At 51.0% G+C, this 21,953-nt stretch carries 18 protein-coding genes; 4 read left to right on the forward strand and 14 right to left on the reverse strand.

The genetic code is table 11. The features are described from left to right. The first annotated feature begins 5 nt into the window (after positions 1–5). The gene (locus tag ACJHX4_RS10575; protein WP_000964221.1) at positions 6–629 is read left to right on the forward strand and encodes a TRIC cation channel family protein; all 624 of its coding nucleotides are present in this window, start codon (positions 6–8) and stop codon (positions 627–629) included. Between the two features lie 46 nt (positions 630–675). Here the strand turns inward: ACJHX4_RS10575 and erpA are convergent, their stop codons facing one another. The 4 genes from erpA to yadX are packed head-to-tail and all read right to left on the reverse strand — an operon-like array spanning position 676 to position 2,582. Beyond that, positions 676–1,020 (reverse strand): iron-sulfur cluster insertion protein ErpA, encoded by a 345-nt coding sequence (gene erpA / locus ACJHX4_RS10580; RefSeq protein WP_001295564.1) that lies wholly within the window; start codon positions 1,018–1,020, stop codon positions 676–678. Further along, positions 1,013–1,078, reverse strand: coding sequence for a small protein YadW (gene yadW / locus ACJHX4_RS10585; RefSeq protein ID WP_120795373.1), 66 nt, complete (start codon positions 1,076–1,078; stop codon positions 1,013–1,015). Before yadW ends, erpA begins: the two co-directional genes overlap by 8 nt. A gap of 23 nt (positions 1,079–1,101) precedes the next feature. Beyond that, positions 1,102–2,523, reverse strand: a complete 1,422-nt coding sequence (gene clcA, locus ACJHX4_RS10590; protein ID WP_000845408.1) for a H(+)/Cl(-) exchange transporter ClcA — start codon at positions 2,521–2,523, stop codon at positions 1,102–1,104. An 11-nt stretch (positions 2,524–2,534) separates the two neighbouring features. Then, positions 2,535–2,582 carry a protein YadX gene (gene yadX, locus ACJHX4_RS10595; RefSeq protein ID WP_211180485.1) on the reverse strand — a complete coding sequence of 16 codons (48 nt, stop codon included), beginning with the start codon at positions 2,580–2,582 and terminating at the stop codon, positions 2,535–2,537. A gap of 165 nt (positions 2,583–2,747) precedes the next feature. Here yadX and hemL point away from each other — a divergent pair, with 165 nt between their 5' ends. Further along, a complete protein-coding gene (gene hemL / locus ACJHX4_RS10600; RefSeq protein ID WP_000045296.1) occupies positions 2,748–4,028 on the forward strand; it encodes a glutamate-1-semialdehyde 2,1-aminomutase in 1,281 nt (426 codons plus the stop codon). A gap of 34 nt (positions 4,029–4,062) precedes the next feature. Here hemL and fhuB read toward each other — a convergent pair whose 3' ends face one another. From fhuB to hrpB, 10 genes are all read right to left on the reverse strand, one after another. Beyond that, positions 4,063–6,045, reverse strand: coding sequence for a Fe(3+)-hydroxamate ABC transporter permease FhuB (gene fhuB, locus ACJHX4_RS10605; protein WP_000044116.1), 1,983 nt, complete (start codon positions 6,043–6,045; stop codon positions 4,063–4,065). Next, complete coding sequence (fhuD, locus tag ACJHX4_RS10610; RefSeq protein ID WP_001295787.1) at positions 6,042–6,932, reverse strand: Fe(3+)-hydroxamate ABC transporter substrate-binding protein FhuD; 891 nt, start codon at positions 6,930–6,932, stop codon at positions 6,042–6,044. The genes fhuB and fhuD overlap by 4 nt, the downstream gene beginning before the upstream one ends. Next, a complete protein-coding gene (gene fhuC / locus ACJHX4_RS10615) occupies positions 6,932–7,729 on the reverse strand; it encodes a Fe3+-hydroxamate ABC transporter ATP-binding protein FhuC (protein WP_001295786.1) in 798 nt (265 codons plus the stop codon). Before fhuC ends, fhuD begins: the two co-directional genes overlap by 1 nt. 51 nt (positions 7,730–7,780) lie before the next feature. Next, a complete protein-coding gene (gene fhuA / locus ACJHX4_RS10620; RefSeq protein WP_000124398.1) occupies positions 7,781–10,030 on the reverse strand; it encodes a ferrichrome porin FhuA in 2,250 nt (749 codons plus the stop codon). 219 nt (positions 10,031–10,249) lie between these two features. After that, positions 10,250–11,260 (reverse strand): fimbrial protein, encoded by a 1,011-nt coding sequence (locus ACJHX4_RS10625; RefSeq protein ID WP_001295784.1) that lies wholly within the window; start codon positions 11,258–11,260, stop codon positions 10,250–10,252. 21 nt (positions 11,261–11,281) lie between these two features. Then, a complete protein-coding gene (locus tag ACJHX4_RS10630) occupies positions 11,282–13,759 on the reverse strand; it encodes a fimbria/pilus outer membrane usher protein (RefSeq protein ID WP_000926360.1) in 2,478 nt (825 codons plus the stop codon). A 66-nt stretch (positions 13,760–13,825) separates the two neighbouring features. Next, positions 13,826–14,542: a molecular chaperone gene (locus ACJHX4_RS10635; RefSeq protein WP_000110510.1), complete on the reverse strand. Its 717-nt coding sequence runs from the start codon at positions 14,540–14,542 to the stop codon at positions 13,826–13,828. Positions 14,543–14,587: 45 nt separating this feature from the next. Then, positions 14,588–15,154, reverse strand: a complete 567-nt coding sequence (locus ACJHX4_RS10640) for a fimbrial protein (protein WP_001035606.1) — start codon at positions 15,152–15,154, stop codon at positions 14,588–14,590. Between the two features lie 340 nt (positions 15,155–15,494). Continuing rightward, on the reverse strand, positions 15,495–18,020 hold the full coding sequence (gene mrcB / locus ACJHX4_RS10645; RefSeq protein ID WP_000918160.1) for a bifunctional glycosyl transferase/transpeptidase: 2,526 nt from the start codon (positions 18,018–18,020) through the stop codon (positions 15,495–15,497). Between the two features lie 93 nt (positions 18,021–18,113). After that, positions 18,114–20,543: an ATP-dependent helicase HrpB gene (hrpB, locus tag ACJHX4_RS10650; RefSeq protein WP_001295782.1), complete on the reverse strand. Its 2,430-nt coding sequence runs from the start codon at positions 20,541–20,543 to the stop codon at positions 18,114–18,116. Between the two features lie 73 nt (positions 20,544–20,616). Between hrpB and thpR the strand changes: the two genes are divergently transcribed. Together thpR and sfsA are read left to right on the forward strand one after the other, a co-directional pair. Continuing rightward, the gene (gene thpR, locus ACJHX4_RS10655) at positions 20,617–21,147 is read left to right on the forward strand and encodes an RNA 2',3'-cyclic phosphodiesterase (protein WP_001294702.1); all 531 of its coding nucleotides are present in this window, start codon (positions 20,617–20,619) and stop codon (positions 21,145–21,147) included. A 14-nt stretch (positions 21,148–21,161) separates the two neighbouring features. Next, entirely contained in the window at positions 21,162–21,866 is a 705-nt protein-coding gene (sfsA, locus tag ACJHX4_RS10660) for a DNA/RNA nuclease SfsA (RefSeq protein WP_000396050.1), read from the forward strand. Positions 21,867–21,953: the final 87 nt, after the last annotated feature.

Genomic DNA, 21,953 nt, shown 5'->3' on the forward strand with positions numbered 1-21,953 from the left:
GAACAATGCTCGTCTATTGGCTGGATATAGTCGGCACAGCGGTATTTGCTATCTCTGGCGTTTTGTTAGCCGGAAAATTGCGTATGGACCCTTTTGGTGTTCTGGTATTGGGCGTGGTTACCGCAGTAGGCGGCGGAACAATTCGCGACATGGCGCTGGATCACGGCCCGGTATTTTGGGTGAAAGATCCCACCGATCTGGTCGTTGCAATGGTCACCAGCATGCTGACCATCGTGCTGGTGCGCCAGCCAAGACGCTTACCAAAATGGATGTTGCCGGTGCTGGACGCCGTTGGTCTGGCGGTGTTTGTCGGCATTGGCGTGAATAAAGCCTTTAATGCGGAAGCCGGTCCGTTAATCGCGGTTTGTATGGGCGTCATTACTGGCGTTGGCGGCGGAATCATTCGTGATGTACTGGCCCGCGAAATCCCCATGATTTTACGTACAGAAATCTACGCAACTGCCTGTATTATCGGCGGTATTGTCCACGCTACGGCTTATTACACATTTTCCGTACCACTGGAAACAGCCAGTATGATGGGCATGGTCGTGACGCTATTGATTCGGCTGGCGGCTATTCGTTGGCATCTTAAGCTACCGACGTTTGCGCTGGATGAGAATGGTCGTTGAAGAGAGGAGATGTGCCGGATAGTTTATCCGGCACATGAACAGCAGATTAGATACTAAAGGAAGAACCGCAACCGCAGGTGCTTTTCGCGTTCGGGTTGGTCACGATGAAACGAGAACCTTCCAGACCTTCGGTATAGTCAACGGAACCGCCGACCAGATATTGCAGGCTCATCGGATCAACCACCAGGCCAACGCCCTGTTTTTCGATGGTCATATCGCCTTCGTTCACCTGATCATCAAAGGTGAAACCATACTGGAAGCCGCTGCAACCGCCACCGGTGATATACACGCGTAATTTCAGATTCGGGTTATCTTCGTCAGCGATCAGGCTTTTAACTTTGTTGGCTGCTGCGTCGGTAAACTCCAGCGGCAGTGCTACGTCATCACTCATATTTTGCTCCAAACGACATCGGCAATTGGGCAAATTCTAACCCAATAATAATCGCCATTATCTAATACCCTGGTATTTCGTTCAAGTATTCTCGCTGGCTGATGCGGCCTTGCTTCGCGCCAGTTGCTCAGCTTCCTGTTTTGCCAGCGTGCGCGCAAGAATCGCCGAGTATAGCGGTTTCCCACCGGTAAATTGTGCTAATAGTGTTGCGCCAAGACCGGTAATAATCATTGGCAAAATGAGCTGGTAGTTATCGGTCATTTCCAGAACCAGAATGATCCCCGTTAACGGCGCGCGAATAGATGCCGCCAGTAACGCCCCCATTCCGGCAATAGCAAACGTCCCCGCCTCAAGGTGATATTGCGGAAACAACTCAACGGCAACCATTCCGAAAGCGGTTCCCAGCACAGTACCCAGCGCCAGCATCGGGGCAAAAATACCGCCCGGCGCGCCGGAAGAGAAGCAGAGTAAGGTGGTAATGACCCGCGCGACGAAGATAAACACCAGCATTCCCATGCTGAAATTCCCCGCGGTAGCGATAGGAATCAGGTTAAAACCGCCGCCCGAAGTTGCTGGTGCCACAAACCCCAGCAATCCACACAAACCGCCAATCGCACCGCCCATCAGTACCCATTTGGTAATATTGCCACCGTGCACACGGTGCAGCAAATCCTGCATCCCCAGCACCCATTTATTAAAAATAGGGCCGAAAATGCCAAAAATAATACCGAGGATCAGATAAAGCCACAGCGTATTAAGCGGCGCATCAGAAAGTTTACCGACGTCAATCAACGCAACTTCATGATTAAAAATCCGGTACATAATGGTCGACATAATGACGCCAATAAATACCGCTTTAATCGAAATTAACGTATAGCGAAACTGCGGACGCATCTCTTCGATAATAAACAAAATACCCGCCAGCGGCGCGTTAAAGGCCGCAGCCAGCCCCGCAGCAGCACCGGTTGCCAGTAGCGTATGACGAGCTTCGTCACCTTTCAGGCGGAAAACATCGAGTACCATCCGCCCGATATTGCCGCCTATCTGCACGGTTGGCCCTTCGCGCCCCAACACCATGCCTCCGCCGAGTGTCCCCAGCCCACCAAAGAATTTCACCGGCAACACACGCCACCAGCGAACAGGACGTTGATCTTCCAGCGCCCCTTCAATTTCCGGGATCCCCGAACCACCTGCTTCCGGCGCGTATTTGCGCACCAAAAAGTAGCCGAACATCGCCAGCACCGCCGAACAGAGAAAAGCGACGGTTAACAGAAGCGGATAATTATCAGCAGTATGTACCAGTGCCCCCATACGTTGGTTCTGCAACCAGGCGACACCTTTGTCAAAAGCAACCGCAGCCAGCCCGACAAGCGTGCCGACGACTGCCGCCATAAACAAAATGGCTAACGGGGTTTTATCGCGCTCAAGAAGTTGGCGAATCAGTTGTCTGCGTCGCAGGCGCGCGGCCTGCGGTGTTTCTAAAGAGGGAGTATCAGTTTTCATCCAATGATCACTTATTGGTCATACAAATAAGATGACGGCATTTTACTCGCACGTTCCATGAAAATCCTTTGCAAAGCGTAATGTTTCAAATGCACAAAACTTTTATACTCTAAGAAATCAGGATTGCACCAGTACAAGCAGCCTGATGTTTGACGAGTATTTAACTTGTTATGAATAACATAGAATAGCAGCCATTCACTTTTTCTACGAATCAGGAACCCTCCATGAGTAAGTCTGAAAATCTTTACAGCGCAGCGCGCGAGCTGATCCCTGGCGGCGTGAACTCCCCTGTTCGCGCCTTTACTGGCGTGGGCGGCACTCCACTGTTTATCGAAAAAGCGGACGGCGCTTATCTGTACGATGTTGATGGCAAAGCCTATATCGATTATGTCGGTTCCTGGGGGCCGATGGTGCTGGGCCATAACCATCCGGCGATCCGCAATGCCGTGATTGAAGCCGCCGAGCGTGGTTTAAGCTTTGGTGCACCAACCGAAATGGAAGTGAAAATGGCGCAACTGGTGACCGAACTGGTCCCGACCATGGATATGGTGCGCATGGTGAACTCCGGCACCGAGGCGACGATGAGCGCCATCCGCCTGGCCCGTGGTTTTACCGGTCGCGACAAAATTATTAAATTTGAAGGTTGTTACCACGGTCACGCTGACTGCTTGCTGGTGAAAGCCGGTTCTGGCGCACTCACGTTAGGCCAGCCAAATTCGCCGGGTGTTCCGGCAGATTTCGCCAAACATACCTTAACCTGTACTTATAACGATCTGGCCTCTGTACGCGCCGCGTTTGAGCAATACCCGCAAGAGATTGCCTGTATTATCGTCGAGCCGGTGGCAGGCAATATGAACTGCGTGCCACCGCTGCCAGAGTTCCTGCCAGGTCTGCGCGCGCTGTGCGACGAATTTGGCGCGTTGCTGATCATCGATGAAGTGATGACCGGTTTCCGCGTAGCGCTAGCTGGCGCACAGGATTATTACGGTGTGGAACCGGATCTCACCTGCCTCGGCAAAATCATCGGCGGTGGAATGCCGGTAGGCGCATTCGGTGGTCGTCGTGATGTAATGGATGCGCTGGCCCCGACCGGTCCGGTCTATCAGGCGGGTACGCTTTCCGGTAACCCGATTGCGATGGCTGCTGGTTTCGCCTGTCTGAATGAAGTCGCACAGCCGGGCGTTCACGAGACGCTGGATGAGCTGACAACACGTCTGGCAGAAGGTCTGCGGGAAGCGGCAGAAGAAGCCGGAATTCCGCTGGTGGTAAACCACGTTGGCGGCATGTTCGGTATTTTCTTTACCGACGCCGAGTCCGTGACATGCTACCAGGATGTGATGTCCTGTGACGTGGAACGCTTTAAACGTTTCTTCCATATGATGCTGGACGAAGGTGTTTATCTGGCACCGTCAGCGTTTGAAGCGGGCTTTATGTCTGTGGCGCACAGCATGGAAGATATCAATAACACCATCGATGCTGCACGTCGGGTGTTTGCGAAGTTGTGATGATTTTGCCTCGCCCACCGGGCGAGGCATCCTATTAACGGCTCTGCTTTCTCAACAAATAGATAAAATATGGCGCGCCGATAAAGGTCGACAGCAGCCCCGCTGGGATCTGGAATGGAAACAATACCATCCGCCCACACCAGTCAGCGAACACCAGCAGTAATCCTCCCACCAGCGCCGAAATTACGATGTGTGGCATCGTCCGTCGAAAGCCCATCATCCGCGCAATATGCGGTGCCATTAAACCAACAAAACTCAACGGACCAATGGTCATTGTCGCGGTCGCCGTCAGGCAAGCCGCTAACAGCAGCAGCGCAATTCGCGTCGGCGTCAGCGCCATCCCCACGGCTCGTGCGGTATCACCACCCAGCGGTAAAATGGTCAGCCAGCGGCGGCACAGCGGGGTAATCGCCAGCAAAATCACCATCACAATTCCAGTACGCCAGACCTGCGCATCGGTCGCGTTGTAGGTCGAACCGGAAATCCAGGTCAGAACTTGCGCCATTCGCGGGTCACCACTTGCCTGCAACATCATCAAAAGCATGGTGAACGCGGTACTTAACGCCATCCCCGCCAGTAACATGCGGTGTGGGGAAAATCCACCGCGTCCGGCGGCGATCATAATGATCAACAGCGTCACCGCCGCCCCGAGACTGCCTGTGGGTAACAGCCAGCCAAAGGCATTACCCGGCACCAGAAACAGCATTAACACCACGCCAAACGCCGCGCCGGAGCTAATCCCCAGCACTTCCGGGCTTGCCATCGGGTTTCCGGTCAGCCGCTGAATAATACAGCCCGCCACCGCCAGCATGACACCCGCAAACAGCGCCGCCATAATTCGCGGCCAGCGCCAGGGCATCAAATCCTCGAGCAACGCCCCGCTCGCCCACGTCCAGCCGTGCGCATCACGACCAAACGACAGCGCCACCACCACAGCCATCAACAGCAGCACGCCGCCCGCGAGAGCAAACGCCAGCACGTGTTGGCGTTCAGTCGCGACACGATCGTTGACCTTCATATCCGGCGCGCTAATGCTGCGTAAACGCGGCAGCAGCCACAGTAGCAGCGGCGCACCGATCAACGCAGTGACCGAACCGGTAGACACTTCCATCCACACGCGAGTCAGCCAGAGGATGATTTGATCAGAAAGCCACAGAATTAACGCACCAATCAGCGATGCCAGCATCAACCGTGGCAACAAACGCCGCGCCCCCAGCATTTTCGCCAGCAGTGGCGCGAACAAACCGATAAAGCCGATAATCCCCACCGCGTTCACCAGCAGCGCACTGATGACAATCGCCAGCGACAACGCCGCCAGACGAGCGAGCGACAAGGCCAGCCCGAGATTGCGCGCCACGCCATCATCAAGCCCCATCAGAGTTAACGGGCGAAGTAGCAATAACGTCAGCATCACGCCGCCCAGCAGCTGCGGCCATAAACGCTCAACGCCGCCCCAGTCGGTTTGCGTCAGCGTTCCGGTGCTCCACAGGAACATGCTTTGCAGTTGGTCATGATGGAAGATAACCAGTAACTGATTGATTGCGCCGCAATAAAGGCTCACTACCAGCCCCGCGAGGATCAGCGTTACCGGCGAAAGCCGTTTCCCCCACGCGACGCCAAAGACGATTAAGCCAACAACACAAGCCCCTGCCAGCGCAGCAAACTGGCTCGCCATCGCGCCGGGGATCGCCCAGAGCGTGGTGACGGTAATCCCCAGTTGCGCGCCTGTTGCAACACCCAACGTCGTCGGTTCCGCCAGCGGGTTACGCAGCACTTGCTGAAACAGCACGCCCACCATCCCCAGGCCCGCGCCCACCAGCAGCGAAATCGCCAGACGCGGCAACAAGCTGTAGTGAAAAATCATCTGCTCGATGACGTCAATATCCGGCGACCAGGCGGCCTGCGCCCACTGGCTGCGCGGCAGCGCCTGCGAGAAGTTCATCCAGGTCAACGCCGCAGCAGCAACCACCAGCAGCGCCAGCAATAACACCGGAAAAAGCGCAATTCGTTTACTCACGCTTTACCTCCGATGGCGTTATCCAGAATACGCACAAAGTGCATTGCAGAAAGCGTCGCACCATAGAACCAAACTGCAGGTACGCGCTGAAAGCGTCCGGCGCGGACAAACGGCATGGCCTGCCACAGCGGGGTTGCCATTAGCGCATCCATGTCTTTGCTGTTGTCGTGATCAAAACAGAGCACATCAACGTCTTTATACGCTGCCAGACGATCGATACTGACGGCGGTACTGCCCCAGAAGTTGGTTTCCCCTTGCCAGGCATTTGGGATGCCGTACTCATCGAGAATTTCCTGGAACAAGCTGTTTGGACCGAAGACCAACATATGGCGCGGATCGATAAGCGTCGTCAGCAATAACGGGCGTGCACCACGCTTCACAAAGCGGGGTTTCATGCTGCGGATAAAGTCTTCATAGTGCGCTAAATGCGTTTCCGCTGCGCTTTGCAGGTTAAGTAAATCTGCCATTTCCGTCAGTGATTTACGCGCCATCGCCAGTGGCTGTTTGCCGTCGCTGAAGTTAAATCCGCGCCCCGGCGCAATACGTGCCAGCATTTCTGGTGAAGGGCCATATCCTGCAGACCAGACCATAAACGACGGTTTCATTTCGGTCAGCAGTTCAAGGTTGGGTTCTGTACGCAAACCAACGTCAATCACTGAGTCCGGCAATGGCGGTTCGCTGACCCACAGGCGATAGTTGATGGTGTCCGCCACGCCGTAAGGCACGATGCCGAGCGCCAGCAGTAACTCCACCGGCAACCACTCCAGTGCCACAATACGATTGGGATCAATAACCGCCGCGTGGGCGGTATTCATCTGCCATAACAACGGAGAAAGCGCCATCGCCGTTAACAGTCGGCGGCGCGAAATAAGAGGTAAGCCGCTCATCAATAAACAAAACTCACAGGTGCAGCACCCGCCGGATGCGGCAGAATACCCATCGGGATGCCATAAATCATTTCGAGGGTTTCGCCGCGCATAATTTCCGCAGGCGTTCCCTGAGCAATCATTTCACCGCCGCGTAGGGCGACCAGATAATCACAGTAGCGCGCCGCCATATTGATATCGTGCAGCACGGCAATGACCGTCAGGCCACGCTCCTGACTTAAACGATGCACCAGCGCCAGTACATCAACCTGGTGGGCGATATCCAGCGCCGAAGTCGGTTCGTCGAGCAACAGACAGCGGCTATCCTGCGCCACCAGCATGGCGATCCACGCCCGCTGACGTTCGCCGCCAGAAAGGCTATCGACCAGCCGATGCGCCAGCGGTTTTAAGCCAACCAGCGAGATAGCTTCCTCGACCTTTTCGCGATCTGCAACACCAAAGCGCCCCAGCGCGCCATGCCACGGGTAACGACCAATCGCCACCAGTTCACGCACGGTCATCCCTTCTGCCGGAGGAAGCTGCTGCGGCAAATAAGCCACTTTGCGGGCAAACGCTTTGCTGCTCCAGCTTTCCAGCGGTTGGGCATCAATAAGAATCTCCCCTTCCGACGGTGGCTGGTGACGACCAAGCATTTTGAGCAGAGTGGATTTACCAGAACCGTTGTGACCAATCAGACCGGTCACTTTCCCGGCAGGAAAGGTTAACGACAGCGGATGCAAAAGCGTGCGCCCGGGCACACGAAAGGAGATATTACGCAGTGCAAAAGTGGTATCGGAATGATTCGTGTATTCCTGCATAACAGCCAACTTGTGAAACGGGCACGGAAATCCGTGCCCCAAAAAGAGAAATTAGAAACGGAAGGTTGCGGTTGCAACGACCTGACGTTCTGCGCCCCAGAAGCAACCATAAGTGTTAAAGCAGCTGGCGACGTATTCACGATCGAACAGGTTGTTGACATGCAGCGCCACGTTGGAGCCCGCCATGCCGACTCGCGCCAGATCATAACGCACTAACGCATCCACGACCGTATAACTTCCCACTTTAAAGGAGTTAGCCGGATCACCATAGCTGGAGCCAGTATAACGACCACCGGTGCCCAGCGTCAGACCTGAAAGCGGACCGTCAAAGAAGGTATAGTCAGCCCACAGCGAAGCCATGTGTTTTGGCACCTGTGCAGGCGTATTTCCTTTGTAGTTGGTGTCAGTGGTGTATTCCGCGTCAGTATAGGTGTAAGAACCAACCAAGTTAACACTCGCCGACAGTGCCGCTTTCGCTTCCAGCTCTACGCCACGCGCACGAATCTCACCGCCTTCAACCGAGAACAGTGAACCGTTCGGATCCGCCATCAGGTTATTAGTTTTGGTAAGCTGATACAGTGCGCCAGTCACCACAATTGGGCGATCTTCTGGCACATATTTCACGCCGACTTCATACTGTTTGCCTTTCGAAGGTGCAAACAGATCGCCGTTCGCATCAGTCTGTGAAGCGGGTTCAAATGATTCACTGTAGCTGAAGTAAGGCGTTACGCCGTTGTCGAACAGGTAGTTTACACCACCACGCCAGGTGAACTCTTTGTCGTCACGTTCAGATTTATTACCGTAATCACGGTTGAAAGATGACTGATCGGCCCAGTCATAGCGACCGCCAAGCGTAACCAGCACTTTATCCCACTGCGCCTGATCCTGAACATACAGGCCGGTTTGTTTCTGTTTCAGCAGAACGCGGTATGGACCAGACGGATTCGGGTGAGCGCCAAAATCAAAGTCACTACGGTCTAAATTATAGATATCAGATGGTGCAACTGAACCGGCATAACCAAACCAGGAATCGATGTCATTACGCATACGCATAAAGTCAACGCCAGTCAGCAGAGTGTGATCCACTGAACCGGTTGCGAATTTGCTTTGCAACTGAGTATCAACAGAGAAGTTTTCTAACTTCTCATTATCGATAACGTACTGACGAGTCAGTGTATGGCCCCATTGAGACTGCGGCACGTTAGCACATGGACTCGAAGAGGGGTTTGAAGAATAGAGCGGGTCTGAGCACATGCCGTAGCCATATACGCTCTTTTGCGAGACTTTATTTTGTGCAAAGCGCAGGTTCTGACGCACAGTAAAGGTGTCGTTAAATTCGTGGTCGAAGCTATAACCAATCATCTTCTCGTTACGAGAATAGGTGTTGTTCTTCGCGCCTTCGTTAAAGTCGGTCGGCAGACGCTTACCGTTTGGCAGCGGTTCGACAGTCCCCTCTTTCGGCAACCAGCCGTAATAACCGGTTTCCGGCTCGTTCTGGAAGTAAGAAAGGAAAGTGAAATTGGTTTTATCATTCGGACGCCAGGTAAACGCTGGAGCAATAGCATAACGCTGCTCTTCAGCCCCCTTCTGCTGGGCATTCGCAGAACGCGCAAGGCCGGTCAGGCGATAAGAGTAAACGCCGTCATCATCCAGCGCATCGCTGAAGTCAAAACCAGTCTGGAATAGGCTGTCAGTCCCGGCCTTAAACTGAACTTCTTTCAACGGTTCAGTGGTCGGGCGCTTGCTGACCATGTTCAACAGGCCGCCTGGGCTGCTTTTCCCATACAGCACGGAAACCGGGCCACGCATGATTTCAGCGCGCTCCAGCATATATGGGTCAATAACCGCATCGTTATAGAAGTTGCCCTGCATCTTCAGGCCATTCAGATAGTTGTTCTGGCTTTGGCCGTCTGCCGCAAATCCGCGGATGATCAGGTAATCATAAGTATTAGATGCGCCACGGGTTCCCACAGCAACGCCAGGGGTATAGCTAAGCGCTTCTTTCACCGACTTAGGCTGATGCAGTGCCATCTCTTCAGCGGTGACGACAGAAATAGATTGAGGTACTTTTTGAATCGGCGTATCAGTTTTAGTGCCGGTAGCGGACTGTCGCGCCGCAATAGTTGCAGCTGGCCCCCATGCGCTTTCTTGCGGCGCAGGTGCAGCGGTAACGGTGATAGTGTCTTCTTTCGGTTCAACCGCTGCCTGTGCATAAACAGACATGCCGCTAACCGCTGTGGCTACTACAACTGCGATTTTACGCAGTGAGTGTTTTGGCTGAGCAGTTTTGGAACGCGCCATTGGTATATCTCTGATGAAAGTGAATGATAACGTAAACGAGAATGATTATTATAAAGATGCGATAATATTCGAAACGCTGGCGGGTTCGCAAGTGATATACGCTCTGTGCGTCCATGAAGGGGCGAGAATCAATCAGATGAATCAAAAATGTTAATCTTTGCACCGTAAACCATAAAAATTCCATTACCAAAAATTAACATTTATGGCAAAGGGAAAAGCTTATCGGTAATACACTTCGAAGGTGGCAACAGAATTAACCCGACCACTTTTGACGCTACCCATTTTGATGTAGCGTGCTTTTAACGGAATAGTAACATTTTGATTTAACGTCGTTTTTTGAACAGGTGTATAGTCTGTATCAAATACCATCACATTGTTATTACTATCGAGGATCTGCAGACCAACTCCTTCCGCCATTCCTGAACCAGACTCAATATTAAGAATATTATTACCCGTTACTCCAGTAGAACCTGATGAAGTAAAGCGGTAATCAACTTTTACATCCTGAGAACATTTTTCAATCTGAATTTTAAACCGATCATCGGAAACTACAGGTGACACATTGTTAACATCAAAATCATCTGTGCCAATATCATTGAGTGGAACGGTAATATTTTTTTCTATAAGGTCGCATGTGCCCGGTTGAATATTGACCGGAACAGAACTAAAACGAAGCTCTCCAATAACACGATTGTCATACTTCCAGTCAGCAACCAGTTTGCTGGTATCAATGGTCCCATTACCGACAGGTCCTGTGACAATAAACTGAATAGCTGCATGTATTGTAATCGGATAACCATATCCTTTAATCACTGTTGACGAGCCTTTATGCCAGGGCGTCATTAAATATCCGGCGGTGAGTTGCGCACTGGTGTTATTCGCCCACGCCGCGCGAAAACCGATTCCTGGCACATTAGTCTGAAACACATTGTTAAGTGGGTTATCAGTACGCATATCACCGTTTGTCAATACGGTATATCCTTGCCAGATCTCACCATTTGCCGTACAGGAAACTGAAATTGACGGACTGTTCGCATTTACTGTCGCAATAATCGTTCCAGGAACGGCATCGCTATTAACAACCAACGCAGGCACGGAGAATTGTACTGTTGCCGGATTTCCTCCATTTCCAGAAATGTTACAACCGGCGAAAACCTCAGGAATGACGCCCCAGCTAAGAAATATTATGGTCAATAATGTTCGTATATAAGAGACGAATCCTGGCTTCATTATTTTTTCCTGTCTTATTTGTTATCGGCAATCCATTGTGGCTTTATAGATACCCGTGGTGTATTTTTCTGGCACTGTGACAACTCCTGTACATTGCTGGTTAATCTCTTTTCCCCACTGTACCGTAAATGTCATTGATTCTTGCACACCAGTAATATAAACCTCCCCATCTTCACCAACAATCGCTGTACTATTCCCTAATGTCAGCAATGCCCCAAAGGGTACGCGTTCTTTATTATGGACTAATGTCAACAAGGCTCGTATTCCGCTACGTGCATCAAAATCGACACCAACAACAGCCCCTTTCGAAGGAATAACATCTTGTGTGGCATCAGAAATATCAAGACTATCGTGCCCCTGTGTATTCACAGTAATAGCGTTATGTCGATAATTCGTCATATTGGGAACAATCGCGTTTCCCCAATAATCAGTATAAACGCCTTGCGCATTTTGTACTTTTACATTGGCACCCTCATTAATATGCACGATCGCGAATGAATCCTGCACTGATTGCCCCAATGTTACTCCATGAGCATGAGCAACCACCGCACCTTGCGCACTGTAATTCCACTGACGACTATTTTTATCATAGCTATATCCCAGACCGAATTCCCCCACTGAGCTACGATAACGTCCATTCATGCTGGCATCATAACCCACATTATTATCAGTATAACTTTGCTGTAAATTATAACTCAGGTTGTTATCTTGCAGAGCAGTACCGCCAATTCCCAATTGATGTGATGTATTACTTTTATCGGAACGGTTTACGTTATACATCGCCCATGAATCTGGCAGCCAGCGAGAGAGAGGAATATTGAGTGTTAATGAAAATTGCTGCTCACCAGCCATTCCTGGCGTTTTCGTTAGTGTGTAATTAACAGACCAATTAATGTTACTCCAGGTCGTACTGTATCCCATTCCTATACTGCGTTCGGCCCCATGCATTCCCCAATAATCCTGTTGATAACCGTTAAGGTAGACCGAGCCCCAACGACCAATATTTTGTGAAAGATTAATTTGTAAACGATTACGCCGATTATTTGTCTGTCGATAACTGTAAATACCCTTGTCATCAGGTGTATCACGTTGATCAAGTGCTTCCTGGAAAGTGTAAAATTGTGATGTAGAATAACGATAACTTGCCAGAGTTACTGTCGTATCAGTGTCTGGAAAATCTTTCGCATACTGTGCACGCCATGACAGTCCTGTAGCATCATCACGCCCATCATCAAACTTCGTTTCTGCTGCGGTGATATCAACAGATACCGACCCCAGACGGCCTAAATCAGCGCCAATCCCTGTCACACCAGAATGATAAATTGAGGCACCAAGTATGCCGCCATAAATCGTTATTCCATAGGGCAAGCCATATATCGCGGTTGCAACACCAAAAACAGGTGTCTCAGCATGATTATCGTTGTCACGGTATTTTCCAGTTGCAAGACTATATTTTAATGCGCCTTCTCGCTGTAGAATTGGAACCGTTGAACTGGCCTGAATAAAACTGTGTTCTTGCCCGTTGGTTTCTTTGATGGTGACTTCCAGATCGGCCCCCGCCGTTACCTGGCTTAAGTCTTTAATTTCAAATGGCCCTGCCGATACCCACGTTTGGTAAATAACATAGCCGTTTTGTTTAATCACAACTTGTGCATCGCTGTTGGCAATACCACGAACCACTGGCGCAAAGCCTTGTTCGCTGTCAGGCAGCATACTGGTGTCCGTTTCAAGCTTTATACCTGTCATCTGCACACTGTCAAAAAGATCGCCATTTGTGAACGTCTGCCCGACTTCCATCTGGCTTCTTAATGCTTTGATATCGCGTTGCAAACTGGTGCTGATCGACTCCCAACTGGAGTCACTGTAAACGGTATTATTTCGTAGCCGCCATACGCCTAAATTAATCCCTGAATTTAAATTCAACCAATTTGAATTCAGGTTATCGCCATCACTGTTTTGCCGGGAACCACTGGCGTAATAACTTAACCAAACCGCACTCTCACCATCACTCCAGTATTTCGGTGAAATACTCCCTGCGGCCCGCGCATTCTGATAGATTTGCGGGATCCGCAGACACAGCGTTTGGCTGTCTAACTGGAAATCATAACGTGCGCCATCAATAATCTGAGCAATATCACCAAACTCAGTGTCATCATCCATTACTTGTAACGCGGGAATGTCGTCAACTTTAAGACCGAACTCACGGAGATCCGCCTTTGTAAAACGAGGGATGAGCCTTTTTTTATCCGAAGACAGAATGAAGGTAATATTTCTCTTATCAAGATACTCTTGCCCCCACATAACAGAGGTAAGATATACTCCCGGAGTTAAGTTATTATTATTAACAAAATCCTCCAGCACTTGTGTATTTTCAAGTGGGCTATCCAGCTCCAGGATACGAAGGTTAAATTCATCTCGTGCATAGCTCAATGAATACACTGCCGATAATGCAAATGTTATCCCAGTTAAGACAAATGTGCGATGCAATGGTAGCAGCATAAATTCCCTTGCGCCCGTAATATTATAAATACAGATCGGTTATTTATAGTAATACACTTCGGTGATTTATAACTTTTGTTGTCGTTTCCCAGAACTTGAACCGTAGTCAGTTATCACCGACCATTCAACAATACTTCCCGCTCCGACAGGAAGACTAAACCGCTGCTCAGAAAATGGTCCTACCATCATCAATAATGCGCCAGGTTCAGATTTGCTCTCGGTGGGAACAATATTTTTTCCCGATACTGTCAGATCACTGAATGAAATATAAAAAGGCGTTGGATTTTTTACTATGAGCTTCCCCGCTTCTTTATGGAACTTAAGTTTTTCCCATGCAGTGAGAGCATCACTATTATCCAAAGAAGCTGGCCGCCAAAATAATTTAAGCCGGGCTTTCATTGCAAATTGCAAGGTATTTCTATCTTTTAGTTCTTCTGGCATCGCAGAAACAGATTTTATGTTTGCCAGAAACAAACTTTCCCTATCCTGAGGAAGTTTGTTTTTATCACCTGTAAATACAATATGGAGTAATGTTTGCCGATTTTCTTCAAGTTTATAAACTGGAGGCGTAATGAGAAAGGGGGCTTTAGAGCCATCAATATTACTCACCCAGCTTTGCACCAAATAGCGTGCATATGCATCTTTATTTTTTAATGTGATTTGAACTTCATTTTGATTTGAAGGATAGATAATACGTGTACCGCCAAGAACAATACTTGCCTGAACTTGCAATGCCGTAAGAAGAAACGTAAAACCTAAACAAACTCGAGAAAAAACTGACATAAATAACCCTCCGTGGTCAAACAGTCCTTTCAAACACTATGAATATTAGCGATAAAATACTTCGAACGTCGCAGATGAGGCATACTTACCCGCAGTCGGCGCGTTATTACCAACCTGAATAACATTGGCGGTGTAATTGAATATTGTTGGAGTAATGCTCCCGGCATTATCAACATCAGTGGATGCATCGGGAACTGAACCATCAAATTTCACATCGTTAGCACCGCCATTTTTATTTGTCACCGTAATACCCACATTTGTTGCACTGCCAGCCCCAGCTTCGCTATTTTCCAGACGCAGGAAACCTGCATCCGTTGTCGTTCCAGAAAATGTCAGGTTTAGTTTGTCCACCAACGGATCGCATTTTATTAATTCAATTTTAAAATCTTTTGACGTTCCAATACTACCGTCTCCAGAATAGTCCGCTGGGTAAGTATCTGCAAAAGTGACTGTCCCTGTTGTACTGGCAGACTCGTTTACATTAATTTCGCAAGTATCGGCAACAATTTTACCGTTAAAGTTAACCACTCCGGTATCTGTAGCAAATACACTGGTACTTACTACAGCGATGAGACTTCCTGACACTAACAGAGAAAGCAATTTTTTATTCATAAAAATCCCTTAATTATGAGGTAATACACATGATTCCATTCCAGAGCGACTGGTCAGGGCTTGATAAATATTGATATTAGAAATATATCCACCAAATAATATTATTTTTAGATTAGAACAAAAAACACATAGCCTGTCTATACAAACTGCAGTAATAAAACAATAACCACATGAATTTTAAAGTGTTGTTTTTGTTTTTATTTTAAGAGTTTAAGGTAATAAAATATAACATAAACCCAAAATATATATTAATGGTCGTATATTCATTAAATAAATATTTATTTGGTTTATCTAAATGATTTCATTACGCTCTCCGCATAAGCGGAGAGCGATTACGATATTAATTACTACCAAACATCTCCTTGATCCAGCCAGCCACGCCGTCGCTGTCTTTTTGCTCCTGTTGAGCAGGTTGCTGTTGCTGCGGCTGAGAAGACTGATCAAACGGATTGCCTGACGGTTGCTGCTGCATCTCACTCTGCTGGCACAGCGATTGCGGATCGCTGGTCCAGACTGGCAAGACACGCATACCACCGCTGCAAACAAAGTTGCCGTCGTAGTCCACGCCCATATCTGCAATATCTTCCGGCGGAACAAGATTCAGCGGTGTTGGCGTCTGGTTAGCCAGATAACGCTGATAAATCGACATTGCCCCGCTGGCACCATACAGTTTGGTCGGCTGGTTGTTATCACGGCCGACCCAGGTGATGGTCACCGTGCTCCCATCAATGCCCGCAAACCAGGTATCTACGTTATTGTTGGTAGTCCCTGTTTTCCCTGCCAGATGCAGGTTCGGGTATTTTGCCCCAAGCTGACGTCCCGTACCGCGTTGTACAACCTGCTGCATGGTCCATAGTGTCAGATACGCCGCCTGCGCCGGAACAGCGCGTTCTGCCTGCGGGAAGCTCTGATACAACACCTTGCCGTCTTCTGCGATGACTGAACGTAGCGCGGAAAGCGGAGCACGATTACCACCGCTGGCGATAGTCTGGAAGGCCTGCGCCACTTCGATTGGCGTTAAGTTCAACGCCCCCAACAACATTGCTGGAACTGGATTCAGTTGATCTTTCGGCACACCCAGTTTGATCCAGGTATCCGTAACCGCAGGCAGCCCCAACGCCATGCCCAGATTCACCGTTGGCACGTTCATCGAACGGGTCAACGCATCTACCAGCATCACCCTGCCACTTTCGCTATAACGACGATCATCGTTCTGCGGTGACCAGACCTGGCCATTCGGCTGACGCAGCGCGATTGGCGCATCGGCAATCCACGTATTCAAACGATAGATTTTCGGCTGGCTTAAGGCCGTTAGATAAGTCGCTGGTTTTGCAAGGGAACCAATCGAACGACGCGCCTGCATCGCACGGTTGTAGCCCGCAAACTGCGGCTCAGAGCCACCGACCATCGCACGAACTTCACCGCTAAAGCGGTCAACAACCACAATCGCGGTTTCAAGATCGCTCAACTTACGCTGTTTCTTCAGTGCCGGAATGCCTTCCACGGCGGCTTTTTCTGCCGCGTCCTGGGCCACCGAGTCAAAGGTAGTGAAGATCTTCACGCCGGAGAGATCTTTTACCTTATCGCCTAATTTCGCCTGCAGCTCCTGACGCACCAGCTGCATAAAGGCTGGCTGAGGAGAGATCACCCCACCGCGCGGCTGAACACCCAGCGGACGTGCACTCAACATGTCATAGAGTTCTTGATCAATAATTTGTTGCTGTTGCAGCAAACGTAGTACCAGGTTACGTCGCTCCAGCGCCAGTTTCGGGTTACGCCACGGGTTGTAGATGGACGCCCCTTTCACCATACCCACCAACAGCGCCTGCTGATCGAGGCTCAATTCTTCTACCGGGCGACCAAAGTAATACAAGCTCGCCAGCGGGAAGCCGCGGATTTCGTTGTCGCCGCTCTGACCGAGATACACCTCGTTCATATACAGCTCAAGAATACGGTCTTTGCTGTAACGCGCGTCCATGATCAGCGCCATGTAGGCTTCGTTCGCTTTACGCCAGTAAGAACGCTCGCTGGAGAGAAACAGGTTTTTAACCAACTGTTGCGTCAGCGTACTCGCCCCCTGCACCGTGCGTCCGGCAGTCAGGTTTGCCAGCACCGCACGTCCGATTGAGTAGAGACTGATCCCATCATGCTCGTAGAAATGACGGTCTTCTGTCGCCAGCAAAGTATCCACCAGCAAATCCGGGAAACCACTGCGCGGCACAAACAGACGCTGCTCACCGTTTGGCGAAGAGATCATGGTGATCAGGCGCGGATCAAGACGGAAGAAACCGAACTGACGGTTGTTCTCCATATTGACTATCGTCGCCAGATGATCGCCATCAAAGGTCAGACGCGCGCGCACCTGCCCTTCTTTGCTGTCCGGGAAATCAAACGGACGGCGGATCATCTCAATGCTGTTGGCCTGTACGGTAAACTCACCAGGACGGGTCATTTTCGACACCTGGCGATACTGGGTCGCCTCCAGCAGCTTCACCATCTCGTTCTTGCTGATGGTCATGTCTGGCTCAAGGTTGACCATTCGACCATAAACTGCCGCGGGCAATTGCCAGACCTTGCCATCAATACGGCTGCGAATTTTTTGATCGAGATAAACGCCGTAAATGGCGATCAGCACGGCAAAAACGATAGCCAGTTTTAGCAGCAGCCATAGCCAGCCGCGTTTGCCACGAGGCTTACGCCCTTTGCCTTTGCCCTTACCTTTGCGCGGCATCGGTTCTTCATCCTCATAGTCATCATAATCGTCGTAATCATCGTCATCTTCGTAACGACGACGGCTTACCTTTTGTTTGACCGGACGCGTCGGTTTCCCTTTGCGTCCAATTGGCTCGCGGTCATTCCCGGCCATGCTTTTTCTCCGCAATATTCAGGCGCAAAAGCCCGATTTTCTGTTCTTCTGTTGCAAGACAGAAGAAGATATCTCTCAAATTTGCTTTGGTCTTCACGAATACTTTTTCGTTCGTCGCGTCGGTGCGGTGTTTGCCGGGTCGTCCGGCCAGACATGTTTGGGATAACGCCCTTTCATCTCTTTTTGCACCTCACGGTACGCTCCTTTCCAGAAGGCGCTCAAATCACGCGTGATTTGCAGCGGCCTTTGGGCAGGGGAAAGCAACTCCAGCACCAACGGTACGCGCCCCTGGGCGATAGTCGGATTAGAGGCCTCACCAAACATCTCCTGCATTCTCACCGCCAGCGCGGGCGGGTTATCTTCATGGTAACGAATGGCGATCCGGCTTCCCGTCGGCACAGTGTAATGCGCAGGCAATTCACTATCCAGACGTTGCTGCATTACCCAATCAAGTAATCCACGCAGTGCCTGATAAATATCGAGTGATTTCAGGCCGCGTAGCGAATGTACGCCTGTCATATGCGGCAGTAGCCACGTTTCCAGCGTCGCCAACAAACTTTCATCATCAACCGCTGGCCAGTCATATTCCGGCAACCACTTTGCGGCACATAACAAACGCAAGCGTAGCTGTTCCGCTTCCGCCGTCCAGTTGAGCACGCTTAAACCTTTATCACGAATGCCGTTAAGCATCGCCTGATGCAACTCGTCTTCCGAGGGTTTCGCCAGCGGTTGCACTTTTACCGTCAACTGACCGATTTGCAGCCGACGCCAGGCTTTCAGCGTACCTTGCGCGTCATCCCACTCCACGGTGTCAGACTGCTGTACCAGCTGCGGGCAGCGTTGTACTAACTCATCAATATCGACCGGCAGCGCCAGTAAAATCCGCGCATCCGGCGAAGAACTGCCCTGCAATAATAACGGCGCGATCAACCATTCGTGGCGGCTAAGCGCATCGTCGGCATCGAGCATCGCCCCCATGCCGTTCGCCAGTTGATAGCGTCCCTCTTGCCCACGGCGGCGAGCAATACGATCGGCATACGCTCCGGCAAGTCGCGGCGCGATAAGCGAACTGTCTGCCTCACCGCCGCGTACGTTTAAACGTTTTAACAGTTGCTGACTACGTTGCTGCCAGGCGGGTTGATTGCGCAAAAACGCCACGCCCAGGTCACTATTGCCCATCCGTGGCGGCTCTTCGAGAATGGCGGCAATTTTTGCCGCGGTAGCAGCTTCGTCGTCGTTCTTCGCGCTAACCAGCATTGCCGCTAAACGCGGATCGTTACCCAGCGCTGCCATTTTTTGCCCTTGCGCACTAAGCCGTTCACCGTCCAGCGCCCCCAGCATCCGTAACAGGCGTTTCGCGGCCAGTAGATTCACCGTTGGCGGTTGATCCAGCCAGCTCATCTGCGCCGGATCGCTGCATCCCCATTGCAGTAATTCCATCAGCAAACAGGAAAGATCGCTTTGTAATATTTCCGGTTCACTTTGCGCGGCAGCGCGTTCTGCTTGTTCTTTGGCGATTAAATGCAGGCAGATACCCGGCTCCAGACGCCCGGCACGCCCGGCACGTTGCGTCATCGACGCCTGACTAACACGTTGAGTAACCAGCCGCGTAAGCCCTGTACGCGGATCAAAACGCGCCACACGCTCCTGGGCACAATCCACCACCAGACGAATACCTTCGATGGTTAAACTGGTTTCAGCAATATTGGTCGCCAGCACCACTTTACGCATCCCTTGCGGTGCCGGGAGGATCGCTTTTCGCTGATCGTTCAGCGACAACGCGCCATACAGCGGGCAGAGCAACACATCACTGCCGATGCGTGAAGTCAGTTGTTCCTGCACACGCTGAATTTCTCCGACGCCAGGTAAAAATAACAGTAATGATCCACTTTCCTGACGCAGCATTTCGGCGGTGGCAACCGCGACGGCTTCGTCAAAACGCTGATGAGCGGGCAGCGGCAAATAACGGCGTTCAACTGGAAACGAGCGCCCTTCTGAGATGACGACGGGCGCTTCTGGCAGCATTTGCTGCAAGCGGTCGTTGTCCAGCGTAGCCGACATAATCAGCAGTTTAAGGTCATCACGCAGACCTTGTTGCACATCGAGTAACAGCGCCAACGCCAAATCCGCCTGCAAGCTGCGCTCATGAAATTCATCAAGGATCACCAATCCAACACCGCTCAGTTCCGGGTCACGCTGGATCATCCGCGTCAGCACGCCTTCGGTAACCACTTCCAGGCGGGTATTCGGCCCGACGCAGTTTTGCGCACGCATCCGGTAGCCAACGGTATCGCCTGGCTTTTCGTTAAGCAGCTCCGCCAGTCGTTGCGCAACGTTACGCGCCGCCAGACGACGCGGCTCCAGCAGGATAATTTTCCCGTTAATGCCGGGATGCGCCAGCAGTTGCAGCGGCAGCCAGGTTGATTTCCCGGCCCCGGTCGGCGCACTTAATAACACCTGCGATGCACCATCGAGGGCAGCAAGTAACTCAGGTAAGACGGCAGCAACGGGCAACGACGACACAAAACGCTCCAGAGGGTTAACATTCTTCGCGCCACATTGTAGCATCGCGGTAATTCATAACCGAGTGCCTCACATGTCTGAACCGCAACGGCTGTTCTTTGCTATCGACTTACCTGCAGAAATCCGCGAACAGATTATCCACTGGCGCGCCACACACTTCCCACCTGAGGCGGGACGTCCGGTCGCCGCCGATAATTTGCATCTGACTCTGGCATTTTTAGGCGAAGTGAGCGCAGAGAAAGAGAAGGCGCTTTCTCTTTTAGCCGGACGGATTCGTCAACCTGGTTTCACACTCACGCTTGATGACGCCGGTCAATGGCTGCGTTCGCGTGTGGTGTGGTTAGGGATGCGACAGCCGCCACGCGGCTTAATCCAGCTGGCGAATATGCTCCGTTCACAGGCTGCCCGCAGCGGTTGTTTTCAAAGCAATCGTCCGTTTCATCCACATATTACCTTATTGCGCGACGCCAGCGAGGCGGTGACAATCCCGCCGCCAGGTTTTAACTGGTCGTATACGGTGACGGAGTTCACCCTTTACGCCTCCTCGTTTGCCCGTGGACGCACACGCTACACGCCGCTAAAACGCTGGGCGCTAACGCAATAACAAGGATTGTCGCAATGGAATTTTCTCCCCCTCTACAGCGCGCGACGCTAATTCAGCGTTACAAACGTTTTTTAGCCGATGTGATCACACCCGATGGTCGCGAATTAACGCTACACTGCCCGAATACGGGTGCGATGACCGGTTGTGCAACGCCTGGCGATACCGTCTGGTATTCGACTTCAGACAACACCAAACGGAAATACCCACACACCTGGGAATTAACTCAAAGCCAAAGCGGCGCAATTATTTGCGTCAATACGCTTTGGGCTAACAGGTTGACGAAAGAGGCTATCCTTAATGAATCAATTTCAGAGCTGTCAGGCTATAGCTCGCTGAAAAGCGAAGTAAAATACGGCGCCGAACGCAGCCGTATTGACTTTATGTTGCAGGCGGATTCGCGTCCAGACTGCTATATTGAAGTGAAATCGGTTACGTTAGCGGAGAACGAACAGGGATATTTTCCCGATGCGGTCACTGAACGAGGTCAGAAACACCTTCGGGAGTTGATGAGCGTAGCGGCTGAAGGCCAGCGTGCGGTTATCTTTTTCGCCGTGCTGCATTCAGCCATTACACGGTTTTCACCCGCGCGCCACATCGATGAGAAATACGCACAACTATTGTCAGAAGCTCAACAGAGGGGGGTAGAAATTCTGGCTTACAAAGCGGAACTTTCTGCCGAAGGCATGGCTCTTAAAAAATCACTACCGGTTACATTGTAGTAGAGTAAGTAACTGGTTAATTTACATTCTGGTCGCGTGCGCAAATACGCTTTTCCTCACACAGTTGTCAAGTGTTACGTTTAGATA

It is taken from the genome of Escherichia sp. WS2035, from assembly GCF_046487065.1.
In the GTDB taxonomy this organism is placed as follows: Bacteria; Pseudomonadota; Gammaproteobacteria; order Enterobacterales; family Enterobacteriaceae; genus Escherichia; species Escherichia coli.

What these genes read in the sequence shown, in the direction of transcription:
- ACJHX4_RS10575 (WP_000964221.1), top strand. Translation starts at nt 6, where the DNA reads ATGCTCGTCTATTGGCTGGATATAGTCGGCACAGCGGTATTTGCTATC.
- erpA (WP_001295564.1), bottom strand. Translation starts at nt 1,020, where the DNA reads ATGAGTGATGACGTAGCACTGCCGCTGGAGTTTACCGACGCAGCAGCC.
- clcA (WP_000845408.1), bottom strand. Translation starts at nt 2,523, where the DNA reads ATGAAAACTGATACTCCCTCTTTAGAAACACCGCAGGCCGCGCGCCTG.
- hemL (WP_000045296.1), top strand. Translation starts at nt 2,748, where the DNA reads ATGAGTAAGTCTGAAAATCTTTACAGCGCAGCGCGCGAGCTGATCCCT.
- fhuD (WP_001295787.1), bottom strand. Translation starts at nt 6,932, where the DNA reads ATGAGCGGCTTACCTCTTATTTCGCGCCGCCGACTGTTAACGGCGATG.
- fhuC (WP_001295786.1), bottom strand. Translation starts at nt 7,729, where the DNA reads ATGCAGGAATACACGAATCATTCCGATACCACTTTTGCACTGCGTAAT.
- fhuA (WP_000124398.1), bottom strand. Translation starts at nt 10,030, where the DNA reads ATGGCGCGTTCCAAAACTGCTCAGCCAAAACACTCACTGCGTAAAATC.
- ACJHX4_RS10625 (WP_001295784.1), bottom strand. Translation starts at nt 11,260, where the DNA reads ATGAAGCCAGGATTCGTCTCTTATATACGAACATTATTGACCATAATA.
- ACJHX4_RS10630 (WP_000926360.1), bottom strand. Translation starts at nt 13,759, where the DNA reads ATGCTGCTACCATTGCATCGCACATTTGTCTTAACTGGGATAACATTT.
- ACJHX4_RS10635 (WP_000110510.1), bottom strand. Translation starts at nt 14,542, where the DNA reads ATGTCAGTTTTTTCTCGAGTTTGTTTAGGTTTTACGTTTCTTCTTACG.
- ACJHX4_RS10640 (WP_001035606.1), bottom strand. Translation starts at nt 15,154, where the DNA reads ATGAATAAAAAATTGCTTTCTCTGTTAGTGTCAGGAAGTCTCATCGCT.
- mrcB (WP_000918160.1), bottom strand. Translation starts at nt 18,020, where the DNA reads ATGGCCGGGAATGACCGCGAGCCAATTGGACGCAAAGGGAAACCGACG.
- thpR (WP_001294702.1), top strand. Translation starts at nt 20,617, where the DNA reads ATGTCTGAACCGCAACGGCTGTTCTTTGCTATCGACTTACCTGCAGAA.
- sfsA (WP_000396050.1), top strand. Translation starts at nt 21,162, where the DNA reads ATGGAATTTTCTCCCCCTCTACAGCGCGCGACGCTAATTCAGCGTTAC.